This is a genomic window from Propionibacterium sp., from assembly GCF_047719395.1.
In the GTDB taxonomy this organism is placed as follows: Bacteria; Actinomycetota; Actinomycetes; order Propionibacteriales; family Propionibacteriaceae; genus Propionibacterium.
Map to the genome: position 1 here is coordinate 1 of NZ_JBDNTB010000079.1, position 8,213 is coordinate 8,213.

An 8,213-nucleotide genomic window follows, 5' to 3' on the forward strand; every position below is an offset into this window, starting at 1 on the left:
CTCGAGGCCGGAGGATTCAGACCCCAACTACACCCTCAATCGTGAAGAGCCGCCAAAGGGCCCACACGAATGGCACGACGAGCATAGTCGAGGTCCTCCAACCATGAATAGAGGGGAAGCTTGGAATCGAAGCGCTGCGTCGAGAGAGCTGAACATCTGATGGCGAAGTTGCAACCGTATAGTTCCTGCCAAGTCACATCCGCTTTCCCGATACGACCTCGAGGTATAGACGCAAAACTTTGCTCCAATAGAACGCGAGCTTCCTGCGCTGACACCTCCCTGCCCTGCGGGGCGCCATCTATGATGACTTGTCCGGTGAGTGCAACAACTTCAGGATGGTCTCGAAACGTTTTCAACGCAGTCGAAATGTAGTCTTCTCTCGGAATCGCATCATCGTCGAAAAAAAATGCCACGTCGGTCTCATCGCGAAGACTATCAAGTGCGGTATTCCGTTGAGCCGCCAATCCGCGCGCGCCGAACAGCATTCGCCAGTTGTCAGGCAAGGCGAGATCGCTGACATCCTCTGGGGTGGGTGCGCTCACGATCCCCTTCAACACGACTCCTTCTGCGTGCAAATACGGGGTCATCGCAGCAATTGCATCGATGGGGTCCTGTGCCGCTGCCGGGCGTCCTGCAGTAGCTATGATTACCGCCACCTGGTAGGTTGGCCAGTCATTATCCCGCGAGCCGCGAGTGTGGCTGCCTATGGTGCCGGACTGCTCGATCATCGCTGTTATTCCTTGATGCATAGCGCCTACCGCCTTGATTCCAAGAATCGTTGCCCGGCGAAAATTGACAGCTTCACTCCGGAGGCAATGGCGTAGGTGGCGAAGGCCCCGATGCCCCCGAAGACCAAGGCCATCGGTACAACAGCGATAATGCCTGCCAGGGAGACGACAAGCTCGGTCGTGAAGACGAGGTTCTCCCCGTGCCGGGGCACGAGATCAAGCAGTTCAAGGGCATCAACGAGTAGCGCGAGCGCGACGCTCGCACCGATGGCAAGGATTTCCACGGGACCAAATGTCACCACGCCCTGATAGAGGAAGCGCATCAAAGCGGGACCGATGAGTTGCCATCCGAAGAACACCAGGCTTGCAATGACCATACAAACTGTGATGGCCACGACCTTGCGTCGGTGAGCATTTGTTTCAGCCGTTTGCATCCACTCTATGAGCGCCGACGGCAGAAAGTCCACCGCGTTGCACCCGGACTTGTACACGTTATCGATTGCAGTGAACAGCGGGACGACGCTTGGCGCAGTCGCAGAAAGCAGTGAAGTGGGCAAGTAGGAATGGGCTGATCCCGCAAGGCGGGCCAGACTTCCCAAGAAGTGAACTTGATATACCTCGCGAACTTGTGCCCATCCAACGTGAGGCATGCCGCGAGATCCGAAGATTGTTCTGTAGTTCAAGCCGATCGCGACAATGACGAATACGAGATTCAAGGCAGCATAGGATAGTGTCGAATTGCTAATAATGACTGCGGGAATCGCGAGAGCGTAGCCGGCGAATCGCGTAATCCCCTCATTAACAACTAGATGGCGGGGGCTGCCGGTTCCCGCGTAGTACCAAGACGCGGTAAGCCCGTTGAGAGATGTGGCAGTCAGAAAGCATGCAGTTGAAAGCCGTTGCGTAGGTGCCGCAAGCCACCACACGGCGGGGAGGGCCACGGTTGCGAGAAGCGCGATGAGCGGACCACGACTCATGAGGCTGACCGCGAAGATTCGTCGACGCGTATCGGCATCCTCAGCTTCAACAATGCGTTGGGCACCCACTGTGGGCCACGCAAGTCCTCCCACGAGACTGACAAGAGCTCCGACGCTCTGCCCGAGTGCCATTCCGGTCCAACCGGCGGCTCCGTCGAAATGGGCTATGAGCGGGAGCAACACAAGGCTGGCGAGCATCGAGAGTCCCGGGAGCATCGCAAAACCCGCGACCCGGCGGAGGAGTATCTTCATCCGCCGGTGGCTTCGTCAAGAACGGTCAGATATTTCTCAAAGGAGCGCACTAGGGTGTGTTGTCCGGTCTCCGATGTGCCTTTCTTACTAAGGTCTGGGTTCAGCGCGTTGTCAGTCAGAATCTCCTCGATGGTCGAGGGCGACGAAGGCGCTTTTTCAGTCGGGGCGGTGATGCCGAGCCCTTCGACCTCGAGGGAATCTCTGATACCCCCGACGCGGAATCCGATGGTTCGACGTTCCAATTGTATTTCCTCGAGAAGTCCAAGGCGAGCAGGTTCACCACGGAAAGGAAGAACGGAAGAGTCTGTGGCAGAATAAGGCGGATAGCGGTCGGAAGGTCTGGCGAGATGGGCAACATCTTGAATACTGAGAGTGTGCAATATTGCCTCCAAAACAGGGAATTCGTTGTCCCGCCAAGAGATAAGGACGCGCCTGAGGCAGGCGCTGATGGACGCCGCTGGAGTTGCCGGGCAGTCTATCAATCCCTTTCCATCAATCCCCTTCTGCTCGGTCAGGGATACTGGCTCGCGACGCGTGAGAGGCTGCTGTTTACGCGGTCCATGCGCGCCTGGAAGAGGAACTTCCCTGCCGCTCCCGTCCCCTGCCGCATTCACAATGCATCCTTCATCCAGCGCTTCAATGACCTCTGGAACGCGCCGGAACTGAAGTGACATGCTTCGGCACGCATCGCGGCCTCATCCCGAAGCAGAATGGCCTTCTCGAGCGCTGACACGAGTGCGTGCTCGTCGTCCCGCACCGCGCTTACGCCGGTCAGACCTTCCACGTGTGACTCGGTGGCTCCGCCGACACTGGTTGTGACGACCGGAGTACCAGCGGCTTGTGCCTCCACCGGCATGATCCCGAAGTCCTCGATTGCCGGAAACACGAACGCCAACGCCGCTTGGTAGAGCGCGTAAAGCATCGGCGTGGATGGGCGCAGGACGAACTGTACCGGCACGCGCGCCTCAGCAGCCATCGTCCGCAGATGCGGCTCTTCCGGCCCATCTCCGGCGATTACCACAGGCACATCGAAGGCTGCTCCGACTCGAATCACCCAGTCGAGCCGCTTGTATGGCACGAAACGCGAAGCGCCGAGGACAAATTCCTGCGGCAGCGACTCAAGGGCGCACAATTCTTCTCCGTTGAGCTTCGTGCGCCAGTCCGCGACACGTCGGATCTCATCAACGCGGACCGGGGGATAGATGACCGTCGCCTCGCGTCCCCATGCGTGGTGGACTCGCTCCCGAACGAATCGCGAGTTGGCTGCGATGGCGACTGCCTCTTGCGCGCGATTGCGGTCGAGCGGCTTGAGCAGAGCGGAAGCCGCACGCGCAGGAAAGGCCTGTCCACGCTCATCGAGCTCAGGTGCCCAGATATATCGAGCCGGGGTATGCGCGTACACGTACTTCGGGACCCTTTCACCAGACCGATTCCGCACGTCCACGTGGTGGGCGAAGAGATGCGAGCTGACGAGCACCCAGTCAACATGCGAGCGCGGCAGCACATGACGCCATGTCATAGGCTGAAGGGGCAGCGAAAGCGCCTTGTGCCGTCGCAGTGGGGTGTGCGCCAGCCACGATTCGCGCACATCGCGATACTTTTCGGGTGCGTCATTCCACAGCGCTACGAGCCCGGCGTCGGGGAATGACTCACGCATGGCGTCGACAACCCCCTCGGCGCCGCCCCTTTTCTCGAGCCATTCATGGACGATGATACCGGTCACGCAGGTGCTCCATTAACTGTCATCACGCTGGCCTTCTTGCAACACCTCTGCGAAGATTCGTTGAGCCTGCGCTTCCCAAGAGAATTCTCCGCAACGGCTGAGTCCGGCCCGCTGCTGATGATTCCAGAGCTCGTCGGAGTCGAGCAATGAGGCTGTCGCAGCGACGATAGTCTCAATCGCGTACGGATCGCAGTACACGGCGGCGTCCCCGCACCGCTCTTGGAGACTCGGGATGGCACTTGCCACCACAGGGCACCCGTGTGCCATGGCCTCAATCGGGGGCAATGGGGAAGCCTCGTAGAAGGATGGGAAAACGAAGACAGCGGCCTTCGAGTACTCGTATGCAAGCAGCTCAGGATTGTCGATCTGCCCCAGGAACCGAATCGAGCGGGCCGCATCCACAGGAATGTCAACGCGCACCCCTTCGAAGTGCGCGCTCGTCGAGCCGACGAATGTGAATGTTGCATCATGCCGACCGACCAGCCTGATTGCTGCGGCCACAAGTCCTTCCGCGTTCTTGCGCTTCGTGAGTGATCCCACGCAAAGGCAATTCCTGCCCCTGCTTCGCCTCCCCGGGATCGCATCAGCTGGAACGACGGCTCCGCCGTTCTGCACAGCCACGATCCTGGACTTCTCCATTTTCCTCGGGTACTCGTGCAAAATGGCCGACCGCTCCGATTCTGAGACCGTGAAGACGCGGCGGGCACGTTGCAGCACGACCGGGATGACGAGTTCGTAGAAGAGCCGGAAAGCACGGCCGTAGGCGGTTGGAAAATAGCGGTATGAGAGGTCATGCACCATGACATATGTGCTGTGGGCGCTGAAGATCAGTGATGCCAGAGGAGCTGTGTTGCCCAGAGCCAGCAGCTTTGCGCCACGAGCGATGAATGGCAGCTCGAACTGTTCCCAGAGATGCCCGGAAAGTCGTCCTGCGCGCACCAGGCGGATGCACTTCCATCGCGGCGACGTGACTAGCCGGGCGTGACCGGGCACCGCCACCCGCACGTCCGCCTCCGGTAGTTTGCCTTCCGCAAGCAGGTGGTCCAGTGCCAGACAGAACTCGATTCCCACTTTCTGGACGCCCGTCACTGGCTGAGCGAGGAATCTTCCATCGATGACCACGCGCTCAGACATGAGCCCTCGTGTGATGCTGTCCCCGACGGCCGGCAGTGCCGACCTGAGCTCTCTTCACACCATTCTGAGTTTTCCTGAGAAGGGCTTCATCGAGGCTATCGGAAAAGGCCCAATAGCGTCTGTATACGAGGTTTACTACGACCGTCAGCACGAAAACTGTGCATATCATTGGTGCGACGGCATTGAGTGCGCCGCGGAGGAGAATCGTTGAATATCCAGTAGCGAGTGCGTAGAGGGAGAGCCGTGGCACTGTCAGTTCCCCCGGCTGGAGTACCGACCGCTCGATGCGCATGACGATCACACCGGCAATCAGGAGGACAATGATTACACCGGCCAGACCCCAACTTGCGAAAGCCTCGGCCGGCAACGGGTTGGAGACATTGGTGTACCAGTATCCCAGCCCTTCGCTCACGATCTGCCCAGTGGGCACTGGCTTGCCGGGCCACAAGGCCCTTGGTATCCAAAACAAAAATACCCCAAGAAAATTCACACCCCACCGGGGACTCGCGTTCGAATAGTAGATGAGAGTGTCCACCGTCTGCTTGAAACCATCGAAGTCCACGCTCAGCAGATACTGCCCGGGATCCCACTGCGCCAGTGAATTTGGCGTGAAGGACGTGAGCAAAGAGTTGCTACTCAGGTCTTTCACCGACGCGAATGCAAAGAACAGGAAGAACGTAGCCATCCCGGTGAACAGCGCTTTGACGAGCGGCCGGTGGAAGTCGACGAGCAGCACTGCAACCGCGAGTACGATCCCGAGTAACTGGAATCTCGGCAGCGCCGGCGGAAAATTCACCACGAATGCGACTGCTGCGACTGGGATAAGGCACAACCAAGAGGCGTGATGCAGTGTTCGCTCACGCGGACGTTGGATGGCGATAATGCAAAGAAGTAATGCTACGACCGCAAAGCTCCGAGCGATGAGCAGTCCCTGGGAGTCCACCACCAGATCGTCCGTCGCATCAGCTCGAGGTGTGAAGAGCTTGCTAGGTCCGGCCAGCGTGCCAAGCGCTGCCGCAACGGCGGTGAATACGAGGCTCAGCCGCAGCGCAAGCCGGATTGACTGCTGCGCGGAGGCAGTCTTCGTGGAAGGCCCCGCGATTGTTCTCACATCTTTCTTCTTTGGGCTGCCGTGGGCTGATGCGAGTCCCATACCCACGAGAAGCGAGAGCAGCCCGAGTGCCACGACGAGAAGTCCCGCGTTGAGCTGCTCCGTGCTGTAGGACCCCCCGAATGGGAAGCTGTCCTGACTGATCTGGACTGCTGCGGGGACCGCCATGAACATCGCGAAGAAGTAGCAGACAACGAATGTCAGCGCGCCCGCCCTTGGCGAGAGGATGGCCCCCAGTAGCACCGCCATGGCCGCTGCCACGAATACACCTGAGACGGAGCCGGGATCCGTCGAGCTCTGCGCGCAGATGATGATCACGATCGCGAGGAGTACGGCCCCGAGGGCATAGGTCAGCGCGGATAAGAAAGACAGTGGCGAGTTTGCGCGGCCAGAGGCACCGTCGCCTTCCACGTGCCGATGCCGGGCTGGAGCCGCGGGTACCGTCATATGCGAGTCCTTGTGCTCTGAGCTTGAGTTCCGTTCTTGGATGAATGGCACTGCGCGATCACGTTTGTGCCCACCGCCTCGTGGGGGAGCCAAGCCACGACCCTCAATTGCACACACAAATCGAGTGCTGCAATGCATTCGCATGATCGCCGCTTCAGCATGTCACGCATTCTTTCACTTCCGTCTTGCTCTTGGCGTGGGAATACCATGATGCCGTGCTTTGATGGCGCCGCGCTTTGTCAGATGGATGAAAGTACGCCGGCCTGGGAGGAGGGGTGTTTCTCAGACCGAATCCACCAGTTCGAGGAACACCTTCAAGTTGAAGGCTACCGGCTTGTGCCCCTTGGTGTGGGTTCGGGTGGTCGTTGCGACACGGGGTTCAGTGTGACGAGATGTCATGGCTGCGGTGTCGGCCTCTCCTGGGGTGCGTCAACCGAGGCTCCTCCGGGGCCGGTGGTTGAGTTCGTCGACCATGGCTTTGAGCCTGTCGGGTCGTGGATGGACAGATCGGCGTTCTTCGGGAAGTACGGGCGCAATCGCCCCCTAGACGGCCTTCGACGAGGGCCTGGACCACGTCTTTCCACCATCCTGCGCAGGGACCGTCTCGACGAGCGGATCAGCCAGATCACCGCCGATTCACCCTGGACCCCGATCATCCGACGCCTGGGGTGGCTGAGGGGCATCTCGGATCTGACGGGGTTGGGTCTGGCCGTCGAGATCGGCGACTGGAACCAGTTCAAGGCCCGTAACAAGCGTCCCAGTGTGGCCAACACCGCTATCGTTCGGGAACTGGCGGGCTGGTGCTGGTCCCTGGCCGTCATCGGCGAGGGACCTGCGGGCCCCTCAGTCTTGACCCGAACCTGTGCTGACTGGGGCGAGGCAGCGCACGGAACAGTCTGCGATACGCCTATGAGCAGTCCGACATCTGCTGGGCGACGCTCGATCCTGGGCAGGCGGCCTGTTCCGAGCGGGAAGCACCGTCCTGCGGTGACCAATCCGTGAATATCAGACTGGCACGCCGTCGAACAGACACGCGGAACCCCAGCCGGCAAGCATTCGAGTCACCACAAACAGGTGCCGCCAGACATCCAGCCTGGCGGCACCTGACCCTGCTCGCTTGACAAAACAACACTACATATCAGCTGTATTTCCCTGGCAGATTGTTGAGTCTGCTGACGGGTGGGGCTCCGAGTGCGGAGTGGACCTGTGGTGGTTGTGGAAGTGCAACCAGCCGGGTAGTGCTTCGCGGGGGTCAGTGTTGGAGGAGTAGAAGCGGGCGTATGTCCATCCGTCGGCGAGGGTGTGATGGAATTGCGCGATCTTGCCGTTGGTCTGCGGTCGGTAGGGGCGGGTCCGTTTGTGTGTGATCTCGGGTCCAGCGCAGGCGTCTCACCAGGCGATGGCGCGTCCGAGCACGCCGGCCGCGGTGACAGCTTTATCGTCGGCGCAGATCTCAATGTGGGCGACACGGGAGTGGTCATCGAGGCCGGTGTCCGCGACCGCGTTCACCGGTCCGGCGCGCCTGTGCATGCGCGGTGGCCTTGCTCTGTTGTCGGCTGAGGAACTTGTGCCCTCCACCGGCCGGGATGTTGCCGAGCATCGTAACGTCGACATGGATCGGCGAACCCGATGGTCGTGCTCGTAGCGGCGGATCGGTTCACCGGTGACCCGGTCGATGTGGCACAGCTTGTTGAGCCGACAACGTACGAGCACGGTGTGAACTGTCGAGGGCGCCATGGCGAGCTCGCCGGCGATCTGCGCGGGCCCGAGCCGCCGCCATCGCAGCGTCACGATCCGATCGACCATCCCTGCAGGCCCCTCGGGGGGGGGGGGGGGGGGGG

7 protein-coding genes and 1 pseudogene are annotated in these 8,213 nt (G+C 60.3%); 1 reads left to right on the forward strand and 7 read right to left on the reverse strand.

Features of this window, described 5'->3' with window-relative positions; translation table 11 throughout:
• Positions 1 to 35: 35 nt before the first annotated feature.
• The 6 genes from ABF648_RS11335 to ABF648_RS11360 are packed head-to-tail and all read right to left on the reverse strand — an operon-like array spanning position 36 to position 6,186.
• A complete protein-coding gene (locus tag ABF648_RS11335; RefSeq protein WP_415632368.1) occupies positions 36 to 728 on the reverse strand; it encodes a glycosyltransferase family 2 protein in 693 nt (230 codons plus the stop codon).
• A 26-nt stretch (positions 729 to 754) separates the two neighbouring features.
• The gene (locus ABF648_RS11340; RefSeq protein WP_415632369.1) at positions 755 to 1,957 is read right to left on the reverse strand and encodes a hypothetical protein; all 1,203 of its coding nucleotides are present in this window, start codon (positions 1,955 to 1,957) and stop codon (positions 755 to 757) included.
• Positions 1,954 to 2,631: a hypothetical protein gene (locus ABF648_RS11345; protein ID WP_415632370.1), complete on the reverse strand. Its 678-nt coding sequence runs from the start codon at positions 2,629 to 2,631 to the stop codon at positions 1,954 to 1,956. Before ABF648_RS11345 ends, ABF648_RS11340 begins: the two co-directional genes overlap by 4 nt.
• Positions 2,568 to 3,680 (reverse strand): glycosyltransferase, encoded by a 1,113-nt coding sequence (locus tag ABF648_RS11350; protein ID WP_415632371.1) that lies wholly within the window; start codon positions 3,678 to 3,680, stop codon positions 2,568 to 2,570. The genes ABF648_RS11345 and ABF648_RS11350 overlap by 64 nt, the downstream gene beginning before the upstream one ends.
• Before the next feature lie 12 nt (positions 3,681 to 3,692).
• Entirely contained in the window at positions 3,693 to 4,814 is a 1,122-nt protein-coding gene (locus ABF648_RS11355; RefSeq protein ID WP_415632372.1) for a glycosyltransferase family 4 protein, read from the reverse strand.
• Positions 4,807 to 6,186: a hypothetical protein gene (locus tag ABF648_RS11360; protein ID WP_415632373.1), complete on the reverse strand. Its 1,380-nt coding sequence runs from the start codon at positions 6,184 to 6,186 to the stop codon at positions 4,807 to 4,809. The genes ABF648_RS11355 and ABF648_RS11360 overlap by 8 nt, the downstream gene beginning before the upstream one ends.
• A 639-nt stretch (positions 6,187 to 6,825) precedes the next feature.
• Between ABF648_RS11360 and ABF648_RS11365 the strand changes: the two genes are divergently transcribed.
• Positions 6,826 to 7,374 carry a hypothetical protein gene (locus tag ABF648_RS11365; RefSeq protein WP_415632374.1) on the forward strand — a complete coding sequence of 183 codons (549 nt, stop codon included), beginning with the start codon at positions 6,826 to 6,828 and terminating at the stop codon, positions 7,372 to 7,374.
• A 136-nt stretch (positions 7,375 to 7,510) separates the two neighbouring features.
• Here the strand turns inward: ABF648_RS11365 and ABF648_RS11370 are convergent.
• Positions 7,511 to 8,213: pseudogene (locus tag ABF648_RS11370) on the reverse strand (integrase core domain-containing protein); the annotation flags it as partial.